The organism is Nonomuraea sp. B12E4 (assembly GCF_039871825.1).
Classification (GTDB): Bacteria; Actinomycetota; Actinomycetes; order Streptosporangiales; family Streptosporangiaceae; genus Nonomuraea.
In genome coordinates this window covers 163531-181737 of record NZ_JBDPME010000013.1, presented here as the reverse complement: position 1 = coordinate 181737, position 18207 = coordinate 163531, and the positions used below count along the sequence as shown (strand labels likewise).

Below are 18207 nucleotides of genomic sequence, written 5' to 3'. Positions count from 1 at the left end.
TCGGGCCAGGCCGAGTGCCTGGCCCGACTCATGCCCGGGTCCGGCCGCGCTAGAGGCTCTTGTAACGGCCCTCGTGGTAGATCAGCGGCGCGCCCTCGGACGGCGTGCCCAGCCCGGTGACCCCGCCCACCACGATGGAATGGTCCCCGCCGTCGTGTACGGCCGTCGTGGCGCACTCCACCGTGGCGATGGCCCCGTCGAAGAGCGCCACCCCCGACTCCCCCCGGTGATGGGGCCACCGGGCGAGCTGCCCGTTCAGCGGCCGCCCCCGATGGGCGTAGAACCGCGAGGCGTCCTCCATGGAGGCCGGCAGCACGGACACCCCCCACACCCCGGCCTCCAGCACCGCGTCGTGGAACCGGGAGATCTTCTCCGCGCAGAACAGCACGAGCAGCGGATCGAGGGATACGGAGGTTAAGGAGTTGACCGTCATGGCGTGATCCACATCACCGAGCCTGGTCGTGACTATCACGACTCCGGTGGCGAAACGGCCGATGACCTTGCGATACGTTTCCGGGTCCGCATGCCGCTCGATCGAATGCACAAAATTACTTTATGCCGCTACGTCGGATCCTTAGGGTCGTAGCCCCGCAGCAACCAGGATGCGCTGCTCGACGAGGGCGAAAGCAAGTAGGCCGCCACAAGCCCGGCCAGGCCCCCGTACAGGTAGACATATCCGGGAGCTCCCTCGGCGATCACCAGGTCACCGGACCCGAGCTGCAACGTGAACGGCATCGTCACCAGCAGCCACCCGACCGCCGTCGTGAAGGCCCCGAGCCGGGCGCGCATCAGCTTGCCCGCGGCCAGGCACACCCCGAACAACGCCAGCACCCACGCCCCCGCCGCGACCGGAAGCGGACCGAACTGCCACACCGGATGCGTGAACCCGCCCACGACCCCCATGACGACCCCCAGCACGAAGAGCATGCCGTACGCCGCCCCGCCCAGCGCCGACTCGGCCTGGCTGCGATGTTCCATATCGGATGAGGTTAGTCGATGCCCGCGAAGAGATCATTCTCGCGGTTGTACGGCTCACCGAGCCCCCCGGCCTCCACCGGCGGCCCGGGCACCGGCGGCCCCGGCACCCCCATGGCCAGGGTGTAGTGCTCGACCCCCATCGCCTCCTGCCCGACGTTGTTGGACAGGGCGAACCACGGGTCGTCCACGGTGATCTGGGTGGCGTGCGCGCGCATGGCGTCGAGCTTGTGCCGCAGCCACGGGCGGGCGTCGATCTCGGTGGTGACGTCCTCGTCCATGCAGCCGAACGGCATGTCGTCCACGTTTTCGAGCAGGAACCCGACCCCGGCCGCGCGCAGCGCCTCCACCGAGCGGCGCATCACGGACCTGGTGGTGGCCGTGTGGTAGAACTTGGCGATCTGCCACGGCTCGCCCGTGCCGAAGCCCTCCTTCGCGGCCAGCTCGAACGCCCTGCGCGCGACGCGGTGCGCCTGGATGTGGTCGGGATGGCCGTAGAAGCCGTTGTCGTCGTACGTGACGAGCACCTGAGGACGCAGCTCTCGGATGACCGTGACCAGCTCACCGGCCGCCTCGTCGAGGTCGGCGCGCCAGAACGCGTTCGGGGCCTCGTTGGAGGCCACACCCATCATGCCCGAGTCCCGCCAGCGGCCCGCCCCGCCCAGGAAGCGGTGGTCCGCGACGCCGAGCGCCTGACAGGCGGCCGCCAGCTCCCCGATCCGGTACGGTCCGAGCGCGTCGTCCCGGTCGGCGGCCAGGTGGGCGAGGTCCGCCGGGATGATCTCGCCCTCCTCCCCGAGCGTGCAGGTCACCAGCGTGACCTGGGCGCCCTCGGCGGCGTATTTCGCCATGGTCGCGCCGGTGCCGATCGACTCGTCGTCGGGATGGGCGTGCACGAGGAGCAGCCGTCGCTCAGTCATGCCCCCGAGCGTAACAATGAGGCGTAGCTGGCAGGATTGGCCCATGAGTGAAAGCTTCCCCCGCCTGTCTGCCAGGACCCGCCGGTTCACCCTCGGGGTGCCCAGGAGTTTCACGGTCTCCCCTGACGGCGGCCGGGTGATCTTCCTGCGCACCAGGACGGGCACCGACCCGGTGACCTGCCTGTGGGAGCTCGACGTGGAGACGCACGTCGAACGCCTGGTCGTGGATCCGCGCGAGATCCTCGCCGACGACGGGGAGGACCTGCCGCCGGAGGAGCGGGCCAGACGCGAGCGCAGCCGCGAGGCGGCGGGCGGCGTGGTGGCCTACGCCACCGACGCGGGGGCGGCCAGGGCCGTCTTCGCGCTGTCCGGCGGCCTGCACGTCGTGGACCTCGCGAGCGCACAGGTCCGGCGACTGGAGACGCCGGGGGCCGTCATCGACCCCCGTCTCTCCCTCGACGGCCGTCATGTCGCCTACGTCACCGGGGGCGCCCTGCGCGTCCAGGACCTGGTCACGGGCGAGGACCGGGCGCTGGCCACACCGGAGTCGGAGACGGTGACCTACGGGCTGGCCGAGTTCATCGCCGCCGAGGAGATGGACCGGATGCGCGGCTACTGGTGGGCGCCCTCGAGCGACGCCCTGCTGGTCGAGCGCGCCGACGAGGCCCCGGTGCGGACCTGGCACATCGCCGACCCGGCCAATCCGGCCCGGCCCGCGACGGCCCAGCGCTATCCGGCCGCGGGCACGCCCAACGCCGTCACCGAGCTCTACGTGCTGGGGCTCGACGGGTCGCGGGTGGCGGTGCCGTACGCGGAGGAATACCTGACGACGGCGGCCTGGGACCCTCACGCGCTGTCGATCGTGACGCTGACGCGTGACCAGCGGACGATGCGGCTGTTCACCGTCGATCCGGCGACCGGCGCGGCCACGCTCGTGCGCGAGGACACCGATCCCGCCTGGGTCGACATCGTCTCGGGGGTGCCCGCGCACCTCGACGACGGCTCGCTGGTCTGGGTGGCCAACTCCGAGGGCGGCCACCGCCTCTTCGTCGGCGACCGCGCGGTCACGCCGCCCACGCTGCAGGTGCGGGCCGTGCTCGACGTCGACCACGACAGCGTGCTGTTCAGCGCGAGCGGCGATCCGACCGAGATCCACCTGTGGACCTGGGACGGGCATTCACTCCTGCCGGTCTCGACCCGTTCCGGGGTGTTCTCGGGGCGGATGTCGGGCGGGGTCGGCGTGCTGACCGAGCAGAGCCTCGACGCCGAGGGCGTGTCGACCACGGTCGTGCGGCGCGACGGCATGGCGGTGCCGATCCCGTCGGTGGCCGAGCGTCCCGGCCTCGACCTGCGGGTCTCGCTCGGCCGTTCCGGCCGCCGCGAGCTGGCCACCGCCGTGGTGCTGCCCTCCTGGCACGAGCAGGGCTCGGCCCGGCTGCCGGTGCTGATGGACCCGTACGGCGGCCCGCACGCGCAGCGGGTGCTCAACCGGCGCGGCACGTTCCTGGAGAGCCAGTGGTTCGCCGAGCAGGGCTTCGCCGTCGTCGTCGCCGACGGGCGCGGCACTCCCGGCCGGGGCGTCGACTTCGAGCGGGCCGTGCTCAACGACCTGGCGTCCCCGGCGCTGGAGGACCAGATCGACGCCCTGCAGGGCGTGGCCGAGCAATATCCCGACGACCTCGACCTGACGAGGGTGGCCATCCGCGGCTGGTCGTTCGGCGGCTTCCTGGCCGCGCTGGCGGTGCTGCGCCGCCCCGACGTGTTCCACGCGGCGGTGGCGGGGGCGCCGGTGACGGACTGGCGCTTGTACGACACGTGCTACACCGAGCGTTACCTGGGCCATCCGGACGAGCAGCCCGAGGTGTACGAGAAGTCCTCGCTCTTCGCCGACGCCGCCAAGCTGGAGCGCCCGCTGTTCCTGATCCACGGCCTCGCGGACGACAACGTCGTGGCCGCGCACACGCTGCGCCTGTCGTCGGCCCTGCTCGCGGCCGGGCGCCAGCACAGCGTGCTCCCGCTCTCCGGCGTCACCCACATGACGCCCCAGGAGGTCGTGGCGGAAAACCTGCTGTTGCTCCAGGTGGACTTCCTGAAGCGGTCGCTGGGCGGGCCGTGGGCGGAGCACGCCGCCCAGCCCTGACCGTCAGGAGGAGTGGGTGGCGGAGGTGGGCGTGCCGTGCCAGCTCGCCCACAGGGCCGCGTACGAGCCGCCCTCCGCCACCAGCTCATCGTGCGACCCCAGCTCGCTGACCCGCCCGTCCTCGACCACGGCCACCCGGTCGGCGTCGTGTGCCGTGTACAGCCGGTGCGCGATGGCGATCACGGTCCGCCCCGCCAGGACGGCGGCCAGCGAGCGCTCCAGATGCCGGGCCGCCCGGGGGTCGATGAGCGAGGTCGCCTCGTCCAGCACCAGGGTGTGCGGGTCGGCGAGCACCAGCCGGGCCAGCGCGAGCTGCTGCGCCTGGGCGGGCGAGATGGCCGATCCGCCGGAGCCCACCTCGGTCTCCAGCCCGGACGGCAGCTCGCGCACCCAGTCCAGCGCGTCCACCGCTTCGAGTGCCTTCAGCACGGCCGGGTCGTCGGCGTCGGGCCGGGCGATGAGCAGGTTGTCGCGCACGGTCCCCTTGAACACGTGATGTTCCTGGGTGACCAGCGCGACGTGCCCCCGCAGGTCGTCCAGCGGCAGCTCGACCAGCGGCACCCCGCCGACGGACACGTGCCCGGCGCGCGGCCCGTGGATGCCCGCCAGCAGCCGGCCCAGCGTGGACTTGCCGGCCCCGGAGGGCCCCACCATGGCCAGCCGCTCGCCGGGCTGCACGGTCAGCGAGACACCGTGCAGCACGTCGCGGCCCTCCCGGTAGGCGTACCGGACGTCGGCGGCCTCCAGCGCCTCTCCCGAGGGCCGGGCGGCGGAGGTCGTACGGTCGTCGGGCACGTTGGCCACTCCGAGCAGCCGGGCCATCGCCGCCCCGCCCACCTGCAGCTCGTCGATCCACATCAGGAACCTGTCCAGCGGGTCGATCAGCTGCTGGGCGTAGAGCAGGCCGGTGGTCACCGCGGACAGCTCCACCCATCCGTTGGTGTAGAACAGCCCGCCGACCAGCAGCGCGGCCACCACCGGGAGCACATAGCCCAGCTCCACGGCGGGGAACCACACGGTCCGCAGTCCGAGGGTGTAGCGCTCGGCGGAGTAGGAGCGCCGGATGTCGTCGTCGGTCCGCGAGCGGCGCCGGGCCTGCAGTCCGAGCGCCTCCACGGCCCGGGCGCCCTCGACGGTCTCGGCCAGGCCCTCCGTCATGTCGGCGTAGGCGGCGTTCTCGCGAAGGTAGCCGTCACGTGCCCGCTTCAGGTACCGCCGGGTGGAGAGGTGGATGATCGGCCCGGCGATCAGCATGGGCAGCATGAGCAAGGGGCCGACCAGCAGCAGCGCGCCCACGGTGATCACGAAGGTGACCATCGCGATCAGCGTCTCGGGCACGGCGTGCCGCACGGTGCGCGACAGGGAGTCCACGTCCCGCGAGGTCCTGGTGATGAGGTCGCCGGATCCGGCCCGCTCGACGGTGGACAGCGGCAGCGCGAGCACCCGCTCCACGAACTCCTCGCGCAGCTCGGCCAGCACCTTCTCGCCGAGCCTGGCGGAGGCCAGCACCGCGTACCGCATCAGGACGCCCTGCAGCAGCAGGAAGGCGCCGATGGCGGCGGCCACGACGGCGACGTCGACCTGCCGGCCGAACTGGAGGTCCTCCACCAGCCCGCCGAGCTGCCAGGGCACGACGAGGCCGGCGACGGCGGCCAGCCCGTGCATGAGCAGGGCCAGGAAGAGCCGGCGCGGATATTTCAGTGTCAGGCGCCTGGCGTAGGCACGCACCTGTTTCCGATCGGCGACCGGCAGGATTTCGCGGGCCACGAGTCAGTCCTCCCCACGGGTCACGGTCGCCGCGTATTCGGGCGAGGTGTCGAGCAACTGCCGGTGCGTGCCCTCGGCCAGCATCCGCCCGTCCGCCATGTAGATCACGTGGTCGGTACGGTCGAGCACCAGCGGGCTGGTCGTGCAGACCAGCGTGGTCCGCCCGGCCCGGGCCTTGCCCAGCCGGTCGGCGATGCGCGCCTCGGTGTGGGCGTCCACGGCGCTGGTGGGCTCGACCAGGATGAGCACCTCGGGGTCGGCCAGCAGCGCCCTGACCAGCCGCAACCGCTGCTGCTGCCCGCCGGAGAACTCCCGACCGGCCTCGGTCACCCGCGCGTCGAGCCCGTCGGGCAGGGCCTCGACGATGTCGAGCGCGCAGGCGGCGTACAGGGCCTGGCGGATCTGCTCGTCGGAGGCGTCCCCGCGTACGTCGAGCTCGTCGCGCAGCGTCCCGGTGAACAGCCGCGCACCGTTGTCGGCGACCAGGATCCGGGAGCGCACCTCGGCGACGGGCAGGGTCGCGAGGTCGACCCCGCCGAAGGTGACGTCGCCGGTGGCGTAGCGGCCGAGCCGGTCGGCGACGGCGATCGCGTCCTCGGGACTGGCGGCCGCCACGGCGGTGAGGACGCCGGGCTGGATGGTGACCCCGCTGTAGGAGTCGCGCAACACCCCGCCCGCACTGTCCGCCGCCCCGCCGGTGATCTCGGGCTCGATGGACAGGATGCGGATCACCCGCCCGGCCGCGACGTGCCCCTTGGTGAGCTTGTCGGCCGCCTCGGTGAGCGTGCGCATGGGCCCGATCAGGAACACCGCGTAGAGGTAGAACGCGACGAGCTGCCCGGTCGGGATGTCCCCGGCGAGGGCGAACGAGGCCCCGATGCCGGTGACGATCGCGATGAGCAGGCCGGGCAGCACGATCTGGGCGCCTTCGAGCACCGACTCGACCCCGGCCACCCGCACGCCCGCCCGCCGTACGCGCTGCGACTCCTCGTGGTAGCGCTCGGCGAAGACCTGCTCGCCGCCGATGCCGCGCAGCACCCGCAGCCCGGCCACGATGTCGGCGGCCCTGGTGGACAGGTCGCCGGTGAGCTGGCGCTGGCGCCGCTGCCGCCGGTGCAGCGGCCGCAGCAGCGGGCCGACGGCAACGGCCATGAGCGGCACCCCGAACAGGACCAGCAGTCCCAGCGGCAGCGAGGTCGAGATGAGGATCACGGTGACGGTGACGATGGCCACGACCGAGCCGGTGGCGCGCAGCAGGATGTCGATGGAGCTGCCGATGTGGGCGATGTCGGAGTTGCCGACGCTGACGACCTCGCCGGTCGAGAGCCGTTTCGGCAGCGTCGGGCCGAGCCTGGCGGCCTGCCTGGTGGTCAGCTGCACGGTGCGGTAGGCGGCGGCCAGCCAGTTGTAGACGGCCATCCGATGCCGCATGATCCCGGTGAACGCCTGCACCAGCCCCAGCCCGAACAGGATCGCCGCCCACGTCAGCAGGGCCCCCGTGTCCTTGGCGGTGACCGCCTCGACGCCCTTCCCGAGCACGGCCGGCATCAACGCCTGCACCAGCCACCACAGGGTCGCGAACCCGATGCCGGCGAGCAGCGAAGGGGCCTGGCGCCGCGCGTTCCACCACAGATAGCGGATCGGGCTGCGGATGTCGGGCACGCCGGGATCGGCGTCAGGGAGGGAGCGCATAGCCTGACCAGCGTGGCTGGTTTCCCGACCCCGAGCAAACGATTTTCCCGCAGCTAGGAAGCCCGGAGACGCCGGCCTCGGCCCCCGTCCCGCGCGCCGGATCCCACGGCTGTGCACACGGGCACCTTCCGCCACCCGCCGCACAAGTGATCTTCACGAGGGTTAACGCGAGCGATCTTTACAAGATGCATCCGGGGTCCGCGAAGGCGTCTCTCGCGGCCTTCCCGCTCATCTCCCTCGCACCCGCGATTTCCCACCGTTTGGGCCTTTTGCCCAGCCTTACATCGTGTATCGGTCCTGCCTCCGACCGCGCGCCGGGGCCTCCGGGAGGGCCGCCGGTACGCCAGAATCGACCCTTGTGAAGCACGGGTACACCAACAGCACGTTCGGCGACGGCGCCCTGGTGGTCAAGTGTTACCAGGGCCCGGAGGCGGCGTTCAGGCTGAGCACGGAGAGCAGATACCTGCGCCGCCTGCGCGGCCGCCTCCCGGTTCCCCGCGTCCACCAGGTCACCGAGACGAGCCTGACCACCCGCTTCGTCTCCGGTGCCCACGGTCAGGACCTCCTGGACGAGGGCCGCGCCGTGGAGGTGCTCGCCGAGTGCGGCCGCCTGCTGGCCCGCATCCACCGGCTGGGCATCGTGCACGGCGACTACGGCCCGCAGAACCTGCTGTTCGATCCGGCCACGTTCGAGGCGACCGCGATCCTCGACTGGGAGTGGGCCCACCCCGGCCGCCCGATCGAGGACCTGGCGTGGTGCGAGTGGATCGTCCGCAGCCACCACCCCGAGCACGTGCCGCTGCTGCCGCACTTCTTCACCGCGTACGGCGACCTGGTGCCCGAATGGCCGCAACGCCAGGCGGCCATGGTGGAACGCTGCCACAGCCTGATCGACTTCTGCGCCCGCTGGGAGCCGGGCGGCGGCGGCGAGAAGCTCTGGCGGCAGCGGCTGGAGACCACGGCCTCCTGGACGGAGTGACCCCCCGACCGGCTGTGACCGGATTCAGCGCAGTCCTCTGATCAGCGTCACGGCCTGGTCGAGCAGCCCCTTCTCCCGCTCGCTCCACCCCCGGTCCGATTCCCGCACGGCCCTGGCCCGGTCGAGCCCGCCGGTGTAGTCCATGGCGGCGCCGAGCTTGGCCAACTCGGCCAGGTCGGCGGCGTGACCGCGCTCCATCGCGGCCGCCAGCTCCCGCGCCTCGGGCGCGCCGCCCGAGGTCTGCTCCCCCCTGGCCACCAGCACGAGCTGGTCCAGGTGCGCCCGCACCAGCGTGACGAATCGCCGGTCGAAGTCCTCGCCCCGCGTCCCGGCCAGTGCCCGCAGGTCGTCGGCGGTGGGCATGCCCGGCATGTCGTGCGCGGCGTGCGGGTTCTCGCCGGTCACCCGGGCCTGGGCGAGCAGGGCCCGCAGCCTGCCGCGCCCGGTCTCGTGCTCCTTCCCGAGCCGGCCGGCCAGCTCGGCGAGCGCCCGGCTGTCCGAGCGCCCGGGCACGAGCGCCAGCAGCGGCAGCGCGCGGGTGTGCAGCGCCTCGGCGAGCTGCAGCCAGGCCACGTCGGTCGTGGTGAAACGCGGCTGCGGGGCGGCGGGCGTCCGCGGCCGCGGGGTGGAGGGCGTCGTGGTGTGCGCCGCCGGGGAACGCGGCTCCCCGGCGGCGGCCGAGCAGCCGAGGAGCAGGGCGGACATCAGCAGGAACACGAAGACCCGGATCACCGGCGTCCCCCTTGGTAGGGCCCGGGCGGCCGGGCCGCCCGGGCGAGAGTCAGCGCTCAGGACGGCCGGCCGTCGGCGCCGCACTTGATGATCGGCCGGATGCAGTCACGCACCCGGCGCTCCATCTCCGCCGGCGGCCAGGCGTTGAAGAAGTCGCCGTGCATCGTGAACCCGCCACCCGAGGACAACCGGAAGTGCGACGGGTCGCCGCTCACCGGGTAGCGGATCACCTGCCGCAGCTTCGGCACGGGGACGGGATGCGTGGCTGGGCACGCCTGGTTCACCGGGTAGGCCATGTGGCTCTTGTGGTCGGCGGAGTCGAGGTCCCGCCCGTTCCAGCACTGCGGGAAGTCCAGGTACGACTCCAGCATCGTGCCCGACGGGCAGTTGACGAAGTCCTTCGACGCCCCCACGTGCCCGGCGTGCAGGCACGACCACCGGGAGATCGTCGTGCCGTCCGGCCCGGTCGCCTTGGCGTTCCCCGCCACGATCCGCAGCCCCAGCGGCAGCGGCTGGATCTGGGCGGTGATGTCGCTGCGCACGCCCTCACCGAGGTAGTAGAACGTGACGATGGCGGGCTCCACCGCGGCGCCGTCCCGGTAGAGGGTCGGCACCCAGTACGACGACTTGTCCACGGCCGGGTTGCAGTTCGTGGCGCCGTTCAGGAGGTCGTTGAGCTGGGTGTGGGCGTTCGTGACGCGGCTGCCGAAGAAACTGTGCATGTGTGAGGCGCCCGCCAGTCCGGGGAAGACGATCGGGTCGTCGGGCAGCCGGTGGCTGAACGGGCAGTCGGCGAGGAACTCCGCCACCCGTACGATCGGCACTGCCTGCGCCGGCGCCGGCACGATGGCCAGCAGCCCGAGCAGCAGTGATGAGAGGGCGAGCAGTCGTCTGGTGAGCATGGCGGCTCCCTTGGCGATCATTGGTAAACCCGTACGTCGACGGCGGCCGAGGCGGGGAAGGCGGCGTTCTCGGTGGAGGAGGCGGTGACGGGCCTGCCCTGGGACAGGAGGGGGTCGGCGGCGGCGGTCGCGACCGGCACCGCCGTGAGCGCCAGGGTGAGGAGGAGTGCGAGGACTGTCCCCAGGCGGCGCACGCCTGGGGTGGGGGGTGGACTCACGACGTCTCCGTCAGGGGGTGGGGGACGGTAGTTCGGGGAGCGCTCCCTGAGAAGGAGCGTGCTCGCGTCGTTGACCCCTGTCAAGGTCGCGGTTAACCACCCGAAACCTCCCCGACGCACGGGAAGGCGCCATCCCTCGGCCCTTACCAGGCAACCACCGCCCTCACCAGGGCCGATACCCAGACTCCCGCAGGAGCCCAAAGAGGTCACCAGCCCCGCGAAGCAGCCGAACCGTCACCTCCTTGACCGCCCCACCCACCGTCTCATCACGCCCCGAGGGAGCGCTCTCTCAACTACCATCGGGGCATCAGCACCGCGTAGTCCAGGCCCGCCAGCGACTCGGCGGACTCCATCGCGGCCTCGAACCGGTCGAGTCCGAACACGTGGGCACCCACCGGGCTCAGGTCGAGCGCGCCGGAGCGCACGAGCTCCCACACCTCCAGGGCCGTACGCGAGTCGAACATGAAGGAGCCCGTCACGGTGAGCTGCCGGCGCTGGATGCGCTGATACGGCAGGGCGAGGTCGTGGCGTACGCCGCCGACCAGCACGGCCGTGCCCCGCAGGCGCAACGCGTCCACGCAGGCCAGCGTCGGATCCGTGGTGGGAGTGGCGCCGATGACGTCGAGCAGCAGATCCGCCCCATCGTCGGTCTCCGCCAGGAGGGCCGCGGTGTCACGGGCCCGGTCGCCGGTCAAAACCACGGGCCGCACCCGGGGGTCGAGCTGGGCCAGCGCGGACAGGGCCGACTCCCGCCGGCCGGTCACGATCACCCTGGCGGCCCCTCTGGCGAGCGCGGCCATCGTCCCGGCGCCGCCGAGGTTACCCGTCGCCCCGTTGACGATGACGCTCTGCCCGCCGCGCAGACCGCCTTTGCGCAACCCGCCGTCCGCGATGGCCAGCGAGGCCAGGAACGGCAGTAGTTCCGTCCGCTTCCACTCCTGACCGCCGGGCAGCGTGGTCAGGCACGAGGCGGGATAGCACGCCTGCTCGGCGAAGCTCCCGTGCCGCCACACCGCCTGCATCCGCGCGGACCGGGGCGTGCCCGTGCCGGTCCAGCCGATGAGGATCTCATCCGGCGAGCCGACGGCGTCACCCGAGGAATAGAGCGAGTTGCACAGCACCAGATCGCCGACCTGATGACCGAAGACGTCCTCCGCCACACCCCGCACCCGCCCCACACACGTGGGCCCGGGCACCAGGGGCGTGGGCAGGTCGTAACCGAGGCTCCCGTCCAGCACCTGCCGCGTGTAGGAGGGCACCCGCACGGCCAGCACATCGACGACCACCCCACCCGGTCGCGCCACCGGATCGGGAACATCGGTCATCGACCAGGGACCACCACTTTGTTCAAGCCAGATAGCACGCATGATCACAGGCTATTGCCCCCTACTTCGCCTGCCTTCTACCAGCCCTGAGCCTTGAGGCCTGCTGTTCGGCGCGACCCAGCAGACCGAGGCACAGGATCTGGCCGACCTGGGCGCCGCCTACGCCGCCTACCGCGGGCTTCGGCAACCGGTCGCGTTCGGCGGCTGGCGCGAGGGGCTCGACGAGCTACTCCGCCTCGGGGAGGAGCGCGCCGTACCTGTGATCATCGACGAATTCCCCTACCTGGTCTCGGCCACACCCGCGCTCCCGTCCTACCTGCAGCAGGCGCTCAGCCCGACGGGCCATGCCAAGGAGCGCACCCGTACTCGCCTGATCCTGTGCGGCAGTGCTCTCACCACGATGGCCCAGCTGCTCGGCGGAGGCGCCCCGCTCCGCGGCCGGGCGGTGCTCGAGCTGGTCGTGCGCCCCTTCGGGTTTCGCGACGCCGGTGCTTTCTGGGGATTGACGGATGACCCGGAGCTGGCCTTCCGGGTTAACGCGCTGGTCGGCGGCACGCCGGCGTGCCTGGAGATGTGCGGCGGTTCAGGGCCCGCCCATCGCGACGGTTTCGACCGCTGGGTGCAGCGGCGACTGCTCAACCCCTCCTCCGCGATGTTCCGCGAGGGCGGGCTGCTGCTGCGCGAGGAACCATCGATCTCCGATCCCACCTCGTACGCCGCCACGCTGACCGCCATCAGCGCCGGCAACCACCGCCGCTCCGAGATCGCCGCCGCTCTCGGCCGCCCGACCAGCGCCATGGCCCACCTGCTCACCGGCCTGCAGAGCATCGGCCTCGTCGAGCAGATCGACGACGCGCTGCGGGACAAGCGCAGCGTGTTCAGGGTCGCAGAACCGATCGTCCGGCTGCACCAGCTCGTCACGCAGCGGCGGGAGCCCGAACTGGTCAGCGGCCAGTCCGCCCGGGTCTGGCGGGCGAGCGCCGACACGGTCGCCGCCAAGATCTACGGCCCTCATTTCGAGGACCTCGCCCGGCAGTGGTGCTTCCTGCACGCCGCCGGCGACACGCTCAACGGGACGGCGAGCGCCGTACGCCCCAGCGACATCCCGTGCCGCGCCCATCGCCGGGGACACGAGCTCGACATCGTCGTGACGGAGACGAGCTCCTTCGCCACCGACCGGATCACCGCGATCGGCGAGGCCAAGGGCACCCTCACCCCCATGGACGTGCCGCAGTTGCACCGGCTGGAGCATCTGCGCGCTCTGCTGCCCGACGACAAGGTCGACCGGCAGCCCAAGCTGCTGCTGTTCGCACGCTCCGGATTCACCGACGACCTGGTGGCACTGGCCCACGGCCGGGCCGACGTGGAGCTCGTCGACCTGGCTCGCCTGTATACGGGGGAATGACCACTTAGGAAGCGTCAGCGCTACCTAATTTGTATGTCATAGAGCATACTAATTAGGTGACGTCACTGCAGAAGCCGGACCGAGTCCTGTCCCGTGAGGCCGAATGGGCTGCCCTGGCCCAGTTCGTACGACATCCGGACCCCAGCCTCCGCCTCGGCGTCGTGTCCGGACGTCGCCGGGTGGGGAAGAGCTTTCTTCTTCGAGCTTTCACCGAAGCCACCGGCGGCCTCTACGTGTCGGCCGTCGCGGAAGAGGCGGTGGTGCCCGCGCGGCGGCGGCTTGCCGCGGAGATCGCACGCTACGCGGGAATCGGTCCGGATCTGGTAGCCGATGCGAGCTGGGAATCCCTCCTCTCCACCGCGATCGAGCTGACAGCCCGTCATGGTGCCGGCGGGGCGCCGGGGGCGTTCGTCATCGACGAGTTGCCGTACTGGATCGCCCACTCACCCGAGTTGCCCGGCCTGCTCCAACTGCTCTATGACCAGTCCCAGGCAGGTCAGGGGGCGGCGGGCGGCGGGCGAGTGATCGTCTGCGGTTCGGCCATGTCGGTGATGAACGAGCTGCTCTCAGGGACCAAGGCGCTACGCGGACGGGCGGCCATCGACATGCGCCTCCACCCGTTCGACCTGGACACCACCGCACGGCACTGGGGCATCGACGACCCCGCCGCGGCGCTGGGAGTGCACGCGATCCTCGGTGGCGCCCCCGGATATCGCCGGCTCTCCAACGCCGAGCCGCCGCGCACCTCCGCCGAGTTGGGCGACTGGGCCGCCGCCACCGTCCTGGACCCGCGGCAGGCGCTCTTCTCCGGCAGCGAGGCCGAGTACCTGCTGCGGGAAGATCCCAAGTTCACCGGCAGCGCGCTGCACTACGCGATCATCAATGCGGTCGCGAACGGCGCCACCAGTCCGGCGAAGATCGGCGGGTTGCTGGAGCAGCCTCGTTCGGCGCTCGCCCGCCCTGTCGATGCGCTGGTGAGCGCGGGATACCTCCGGCACGACACCGACCCGCTGTGGGAGAGACGCCCCGTGATCACCGTGGCCGATCCCATCATCCGGTTCCACAACCTGATCACCGTTCCTCAGCGCGATCTCGTCGAGACCGGTCAGTCGAGGGAAGCGTGGCGACGTTCACGGCCCACCTTCGCCGCCCGCGTCCTCGGGCCGCACTTCGAGAGTTGCGCCAGGAGCTGGCTCCGGGCACGGGCCGATCCCGCGTTGCGGGGTGAGGCCGGCCTGGTGACGTCGACGGTCGTCAACGACCGGAAGGGGCAGGCGAAGCACGAGATCGATGTGGTCGCCCTGGACAAACGGTCAGGGAGAGCACACATCAGCTTCATCGGTGAGGCCAAAGCGACGCTCACCCGGCGGGGCACGGCGGATCTCGACCGGCTGGACCGGCTCAAAGCGCTGCTGGCGGAGCACGGGCACGACACCACCTCCTCGGTGCTGGCGCTGTTCTCGACGGAGGGGTTCCGGCCCGACCTCGTCGATGCCGCCCGCCGCAGAGGAGACGTACTGCTGGTGGATCTGCCGACACTGCTCGGAGCGAGCGACCCGCCGGTCGTTCCCGGATTCACGGGGGCGTGACGAGCGGGCGCGTGTTCGCGTGCCCGAAATCCCCCACTTTGATCGAGTCCGACCGGACTCAAACCCGTCCTGACCTCCCACCGCCTGCCGGTCAGCCGGGCCGGCGGGCCTCCTGCTCCGGCCCCCAGACCCGCAGGAAGGTCCGTACGGCCGCCCGCGCCACCGTACGCAGGTCGGCCTCGTCGATCGCCAGGGTCCCCATCTGCGTCCGGGCCTCCAGCGGCCCGACGAGCAGGGAGGTGAGCTGCTCGGCCGCCAGCTCGGGCTCGGTCGCGCGCAGGCGCCCCGCCAGGGTGAGCCGGGCCAGCCGGTCGGCCAGCGCCTCGTTGAGACGTTGCGGCCCGTGCCCTTTGACGATGTCCAGGGCGTCGGGGAACGTGGTGATCTCCGTGTAGAGCAGCCGGCGCAACGCGCACGAGCGCTCGTCGGTGTGCAGCACCAGCAGCGTGTACGCGACGTCGTCCAGCGTGGCGCACAGGTCGTCACCGGGATCGGCGAGGGGTTCGAGCGCGGCCAGCCGCTCGTCGAGCACGGCCCGCGCGGTGGCCTCCAGCGCGTTCCTGAACAGCGTGGCCTTGTCGGTCATGTGGTTGTACACCGTGGGCTTGGCCACCCCCGCCTCGTCGGCGATGTCCTGCACGCCGGACTGCGCGTAGCCCTGGCGGGCGAACACGGTGAACGCTCCCGCCAGGATGGCCTGCCGCTTGTCGATACGCCCCCGCGAGGTCGTCGTCATGCACCCACTTTACCCACCGGTTCAACTCCATGGACGCGCGGGTTGCGAACTGACGCACTGGATAACTACTTTGAACCCATGAGTTCAATATCGGACGACCGCTTCGACCGGCGCCTCCTGGCGATGATCGGCGTCATCCTGCTCGGCGGGCTGCTGGGCATCCTCAACAGCACGATGGCCGCCGTCGCCACCGACACCCTGGCCACGGCGTTCAAGACCTCGCTGAGCACGATCGGCTGGGCGTCCACCGGCTTCCTGCTGGCCGTCACCGCCACCATCCCCTTCACCACCTGGGCCGTCGACCGCTTCGGCGGCAGGCGCCTGTGGCTGGCCGGCCTGCTGCTGTTCCTGGCGGGCGCGCTGGCCGCCGGGCTTTCCTGGAACGTCGGCAGCCTGATCGCCTTCCGTGTGGTTCAGGGCCTCGGGGCCGGGCTGCTCGACCCGCTCGTACTGATCCTGCTGGCCAGGGCCGCCGGCCCGCACCGGGCCGGACGCGTGATGGGAATGATGGGGGTGGTGCTCTCGCTCGGTCCCGTACTCGGGCCGATCGCGGGCGGTGCGGTGCTCGACAGCCTGTCGTGGCGCTGGATGTTCCTGCTCAGCGTGCCGATCGGGGCCGTGGCCTGGTTCCTGGCCCTGCGCATGATCCCCACCGAGGGCCAGGACGACCGCCCCGCGAGCGGGCGGCTCGACGTCATGGGGATGGCGCTGCTCGGCCCCGGGTTCGCGGCCGTCGTCCTGGCCCTGTCACAAACCGCCGAACAGGGCGGGATCGCCACCTGGCAGGCCCTGCTCCCGCTCGGCGCCGGCGTCGTCCTGCTGATCGGGTACGCCGTTCACGCAGCCAGGTCCAAGGCCCCGGTGATCGACCTGCGGCTGTTCGCCAACCGGGGTTTCACCGCGAGCGTGACCATCATGGGACTCGGCGGGATGGCCCTTTACGCCTCCCTTTTCGCCCTGCCCCTGTACTACCAGCAGGCGCACGGCCACGACGTGCTCACCGCCGGGCTGCTGATGACACCGGTCGGGCTGGGCGGCGCCCTCGCGATGCCGCTGGCCGGGCGGCTGTCGGACCGGCTCGGCTCGCGCGGGCCGGCTACCGGCGGCGCGATCCTGGCCGCGCTCAGCGCCTTCGCCTTCACTCAGGTCGAGGCCGCCACGCCGGAGGTCTGGACGGTGCTGGGCGCGCTGGCCATCGGGCTGGGCAGCGGGTGCTTCAGCGCCCCCACGATGGGCTCGCTCTACCGTACGCTGCCACCGGCCCTGGTGGCGCAGGGCAGCTCCGTGCTCTACATGCTCAACCAGCTCGGCGCGGCACTCGGCGTCGCCGTCGTCACGCTCATCGTCCAGACCTCGGGCGACGTGGTCACCGGCCTGCACGGCGTCTACTGGTTCGCGACCGCCATGATGGTGATCGTCCTGGCCGCCATCCCGCTCCTCCCCGGCAAACCGCAGCAACAGGACGCGTCGGACGTACTCGCGAAGACCTCCTCCTGACGCGGAAGACCCAGCCCCGCCCAGGGCACGACGTCGCCCGCACCACGTCCTCTCCGAGCGGGCCACGCGGCCCGCCCGGAGTCCCGTCTCATCCCTTGTAGTTGAAGATCTGCCGCAACGTGTGCCGCACCTCCACCAGGTCCTGCTGGTCCGCCATGACCTGGTCGATGGACTTGTACGCCTCCGGGTGCTCGTCCACCAGGGCGGCGGCCCGGTCCGCGTTCCAGGTGCGGCCGCTCATCGCCTGGGTCAGCGAGGCGGCGGACAGCTCCTGCTTCGCCCGCGTCCGCGACATGCGCCGCCCCGCGCCATGCGAGCAGGAGTTGTACGACTCCGGGTTCCCGCGCCCGCGCACGATGTACGACCGCGTGCCCATCGAGCCCGGGATCACACCCTCGTCACCGACGTCGGCCTTGATGGCCCCCTTGCGGGTGATCCAGAGAGACTTGCCGTAGTGCGTTTCCATCTGTGTGAAATTGTGGTGACAGTTGATGGTTCGCACCCGCTGTCCCTTGCCGGCGACCTGGAACAGGGCGTTGATCAGCACCTTGTCCATCCGCGCCCGCGAAGCCATGGCGTAGTGCTGCGCCCACAGCATGTCCTCGATGTACGCGGTGAACTCCGGTGTGCTCTGCACGAAGTAGGCCAGGGCCGGGTCCTCCAGACCGATGGCCTGCTTCTTCATCAGCTTCTTGGCGCCCGTGATGTGCATCTGGGCGAGCTGGTTGCCGATGCCGCGCGACCCGGAGTGCAGCACCGTCCAGACGTGGTCCCGCTCGTCCAGGCAGACCTCTACGAAGTGGTTGCCGGAGCCCAGGGTGCCGAACTGGTCGGCCACCTTCTTGGTCTGCTTGACGGTGAGGTCGGTGTGCGGCAGGCCCAGATCGCTGAGCGCGCGATCCACGGACGGGTCGTCGTGGCCCTTGCCCACGCCGGCGGGGATGCGGCGCTCCACCAACGGCATCAGGGCGGCCAGGGTCTCGGGCAGGTCGGCGGCCGTGAGCGTGGTCTCCGTGGCCACCATGCCGCACCCGATATCTACGCCGACGGCGGCGGGGATGATGGCGTTCTCGGTGGGGATGACCGAGCCGACCGTCGCACCGATGCCGACGTGCGCGTCGGGCATGAGCGCGACGTGTCCGGAGACGAACGGCAGGCGGGCGGTACGTGCGGCCTGCATGATCGCGCCTTCGTCGATCTCGCTGGCCCACGACAGCAGGTTCGGTGCGGGCTGGTTCGGCATGGAAGAAATCTCCTCACTGGTTCTTGATCAGTGTGTCGCCACCAGCAGGGAAATCCCACTCATTTTATCGAATATGGGTTTGCGGCT

The 18207-nt window shown here is 71.3% G+C and carries 16 protein-coding genes; 5 read left to right on the top strand and 11 right to left on the bottom strand.

Translation table 11 applies throughout. The annotated features are described in order from the left end of the window. Nucleotides 1-49: 49 nt before the first annotated feature. The 3 genes from ABGB18_RS27825 to mshB are packed head-to-tail and all read right to left on the bottom strand — an operon-like array spanning nt 50 to nt 1895. Nucleotides 50-544, bottom strand: coding sequence for a flavin reductase family protein (locus ABGB18_RS27825; protein ID WP_347698554.1), 495 nt, complete (start codon nt 542-544; stop codon nt 50-52). Between the two features lie 17 nt (nt 545-561). Next, nucleotides 562-978 (bottom strand): DUF6113 family protein, encoded by a 417-nt coding sequence (locus tag ABGB18_RS27820; RefSeq protein WP_347698553.1) that lies wholly within the window; start codon nt 976-978, stop codon nt 562-564. Between the two features lie 11 nt (nt 979-989). Next, nucleotides 990-1895 (bottom strand): N-acetyl-1-D-myo-inositol-2-amino-2-deoxy-alpha-D-glucopyranoside deacetylase, encoded by a 906-nt coding sequence (gene mshB / locus ABGB18_RS27815; RefSeq protein WP_347698552.1) that lies wholly within the window; start codon nt 1893-1895, stop codon nt 990-992. Between the two features lie 43 nt (nt 1896-1938). Between mshB and ABGB18_RS27810 the strand changes: the two genes are divergently transcribed. After that, nucleotides 1939-4035, top strand: coding sequence for a prolyl oligopeptidase family serine peptidase (locus tag ABGB18_RS27810; protein WP_347698551.1), 2097 nt, complete (start codon nt 1939-1941; stop codon nt 4033-4035). Between the two features lie 3 nt (nt 4036-4038). Here the strand turns inward: ABGB18_RS27810 and ABGB18_RS27805 are convergent, their stop codons facing one another. Further along, nucleotides 4039-5802 (bottom strand): ABC transporter ATP-binding protein, encoded by a 1764-nt coding sequence (locus tag ABGB18_RS27805; protein ID WP_347698550.1) that lies wholly within the window; start codon nt 5800-5802, stop codon nt 4039-4041. A 3-nt stretch (nt 5803-5805) separates the two neighbouring features. Further along, a complete protein-coding gene (locus ABGB18_RS27800) occupies nt 5806-7494 on the bottom strand; it encodes an ABC transporter ATP-binding protein (protein ID WP_347698549.1) in 1689 nt (562 codons plus the stop codon). A gap of 358 nt (nt 7495-7852) precedes the next feature. Between ABGB18_RS27800 and ABGB18_RS27795 the strand changes: the two genes are divergently transcribed. After that, nucleotides 7853-8473, top strand: coding sequence for a phosphotransferase (locus tag ABGB18_RS27795; protein WP_347698548.1), 621 nt, complete (start codon nt 7853-7855; stop codon nt 8471-8473). A gap of 24 nt (nt 8474-8497) precedes the next feature. On the opposite strand, the gene ABGB18_RS27790 is transcribed toward ABGB18_RS27795, so the two are convergent. The 4 genes from ABGB18_RS27790 to ABGB18_RS27775 all read right to left on the bottom strand — a co-directional run bounded on the left by ABGB18_RS27790 (nt 8498) and on the right by ABGB18_RS27775 (nt 11650). Beyond that, on the bottom strand, nt 8498-9205 hold the full coding sequence (locus ABGB18_RS27790) for a DUF305 domain-containing protein (RefSeq protein ID WP_347698547.1): 708 nt from the start codon (nt 9203-9205) through the stop codon (nt 8498-8500). Between the two features lie 56 nt (nt 9206-9261). Beyond that, a complete protein-coding gene (locus tag ABGB18_RS27785) occupies nt 9262-10107 on the bottom strand; it encodes a DUF1996 domain-containing protein (RefSeq protein WP_347698546.1) in 846 nt (281 codons plus the stop codon). A gap of 17 nt (nt 10108-10124) precedes the next feature. After that, nucleotides 10125-10325 carry a hypothetical protein gene (locus ABGB18_RS27780; protein ID WP_347698545.1) on the bottom strand — a complete coding sequence of 67 codons (201 nt, stop codon included), beginning with the start codon at nt 10323-10325 and terminating at the stop codon, nt 10125-10127. A gap of 293 nt (nt 10326-10618) precedes the next feature. Beyond that, nucleotides 10619-11650 (bottom strand): zinc-binding dehydrogenase, encoded by a 1032-nt coding sequence (locus tag ABGB18_RS27775; protein WP_347698544.1) that lies wholly within the window; start codon nt 11648-11650, stop codon nt 10619-10621. A 259-nt stretch (nt 11651-11909) separates the two neighbouring features. Here ABGB18_RS27775 and ABGB18_RS27770 point away from each other — a divergent pair, with 259 nt between their 5' ends. Both ABGB18_RS27770 and ABGB18_RS27765 read left to right on the top strand, forming a co-directional pair. Then, nucleotides 11910-13055, top strand: a complete 1146-nt coding sequence (locus ABGB18_RS27770; protein ID WP_347698543.1) for an ATP-binding protein — start codon at nt 11910-11912, stop codon at nt 13053-13055. 56 nt (nt 13056-13111) lie between these two features. After that, nucleotides 13112-14644, top strand: coding sequence for an ATP-binding protein (locus tag ABGB18_RS27765; protein WP_347698542.1), 1533 nt, complete (start codon nt 13112-13114; stop codon nt 14642-14644). 91 nt (nt 14645-14735) lie between these two features. Here ABGB18_RS27765 and ABGB18_RS27760 read toward each other — a convergent pair whose 3' ends face one another. Beyond that, nucleotides 14736-15380: a TetR/AcrR family transcriptional regulator gene (locus ABGB18_RS27760; RefSeq protein WP_347698541.1), complete on the bottom strand. Its 645-nt coding sequence runs from the start codon at nt 15378-15380 to the stop codon at nt 14736-14738. Nucleotides 15381-15458: 78 nt separating this feature from the next. Here ABGB18_RS27760 and ABGB18_RS27755 point away from each other — a divergent pair, with 78 nt between their 5' ends. Then, entirely contained in the window at nt 15459-16877 is a 1419-nt protein-coding gene (locus ABGB18_RS27755) for a DHA2 family efflux MFS transporter permease subunit (RefSeq protein ID WP_347698540.1), read from the top strand. An 88-nt stretch (nt 16878-16965) separates the two neighbouring features. On the opposite strand, the gene ABGB18_RS27750 is transcribed toward ABGB18_RS27755, so the two are convergent. Next, the gene (locus ABGB18_RS27750) at nt 16966-18120 is read right to left on the bottom strand and encodes an RtcB family protein (RefSeq protein WP_347698539.1); all 1155 of its coding nucleotides are present in this window, start codon (nt 18118-18120) and stop codon (nt 16966-16968) included. Between the last annotated feature and the right edge of the window lie 87 nt (nt 18121-18207).

What these genes read in the sequence shown, in the direction of transcription:
- ABGB18_RS27775 (WP_347698544.1), bottom strand. Translation starts at nt 11,650, where the DNA reads ATGACCGATGTTCCCGATCCGGTGGCGCGACCGGGTGGGGTGGTCGTC.
- ABGB18_RS27800 (WP_347698549.1), bottom strand. Translation starts at nt 7,494, where the DNA reads ATGCGCTCCCTCCCTGACGCCGATCCCGGCGTGCCCGACATCCGCAGC.
- ABGB18_RS27760 (WP_347698541.1), bottom strand. Translation starts at nt 15,380, where the DNA reads ATGACGACGACCTCGCGGGGGCGTATCGACAAGCGGCAGGCCATCCTG.
- ABGB18_RS27810 (WP_347698551.1), top strand. Translation starts at nt 1,939, where the DNA reads ATGAGTGAAAGCTTCCCCCGCCTGTCTGCCAGGACCCGCCGGTTCACC.
- mshB (WP_347698552.1), bottom strand. Translation starts at nt 1,895, where the DNA reads ATGACTGAGCGACGGCTGCTCCTCGTGCACGCCCATCCCGACGACGAG.
- ABGB18_RS27750 (WP_347698539.1), bottom strand. Translation starts at nt 18,120, where the DNA reads ATGCCGAACCAGCCCGCACCGAACCTGCTGTCGTGGGCCAGCGAGATC.
- ABGB18_RS27820 (WP_347698553.1), bottom strand. Translation starts at nt 978, where the DNA reads ATGGAACATCGCAGCCAGGCCGAGTCGGCGCTGGGCGGGGCGGCGTAC.
- ABGB18_RS27755 (WP_347698540.1), top strand. Translation starts at nt 15,459, where the DNA reads ATGAGTTCAATATCGGACGACCGCTTCGACCGGCGCCTCCTGGCGATG.
- ABGB18_RS27785 (WP_347698546.1), bottom strand. Translation starts at nt 10,107, where the DNA reads ATGCTCACCAGACGACTGCTCGCCCTCTCATCACTGCTGCTCGGGCTG.